Origin of the sequence: Magnetococcus sp. PR-3, assembly GCF_036689865.1 — a bacterium.
In the GTDB taxonomy this organism is placed as follows: Bacteria; Pseudomonadota; Magnetococcia; order Magnetococcales; family Magnetococcaceae; genus Magnetococcus.
The window spans coordinates 1-727 of record NZ_JBAHUQ010000083.1 but is presented as its reverse complement, the minus strand read 5'-3'; the positions used below and the strand labels follow the sequence as shown (position 1 = coordinate 727).

Below are 727 nucleotides of genomic sequence, written 5' to 3'. Positions count from 1 at the left end.
CGGTACCCTCAGGCAACTTGAGAATGCCGGTTACGTCCGTGGTACGGAAGTAGAACTGGGGACGATAGTTCGAGAAGAAGGGTGTATGACGACCGCCCTCTTCTTTGGTCAGAATGTAGGATTCTGCCTTAAACTTGGTGTGGGGAGTGATCGACCCAGGCGCAGCCAGAACCTGACCACGCTGGACGTCTTCACGCTTAGTGCCACGCAGCAGCACACCCACGTTATCACCAGCTTGACCTTGGTCGAGAAGCTTACGGAACATCTCAACACCGGTGCAGGTGGTGTTCTCAGTATCTTTCAGACCAATGATCTCGATGGTCTCACCCACCTTAACCATGCCACGCTCAATACGGCCAGTTACAACCGTACCACGACCGGAGATGGTGAACACATCTTCGATTGGCATCAGGAAGGCTTGATCCAAAGGACGCTCAGGCTCAGGGATGTAGGCGTCAACCTCATCCATCAGCTTATTGATAGAGGGCACGCCCATATCAGCAGCTTCGCCTTCTAGGGCCTTTAGAGCGGATCCTGCAACCACTGGAATGTCGTCGCCAGGGAAGTCGTAAGAAGAAAGCAGCTCACGCACTTCCATCTCGACCAACTCAAGCAGCTCTTCGTCATCAACCTGGTCAACCTTGTTCAGGTAAACAACCAGAGCAGGCACACCAACCTGACGCGCCAGCAGGATGTGCTCACGGGTCTGAGGCATGGGGCCATCAGC

General features: G+C 54.3%; 1 protein-coding gene. It reads right to left on the bottom strand.

Features of this window, described 5'->3' with window-relative positions:
- Positions 1–727: EF-Tu/IF-2/RF-3 family GTPase (locus V5T57_RS20635; RefSeq protein WP_332893160.1), on the bottom strand; the 727-nt coding region annotated here is incomplete at both ends.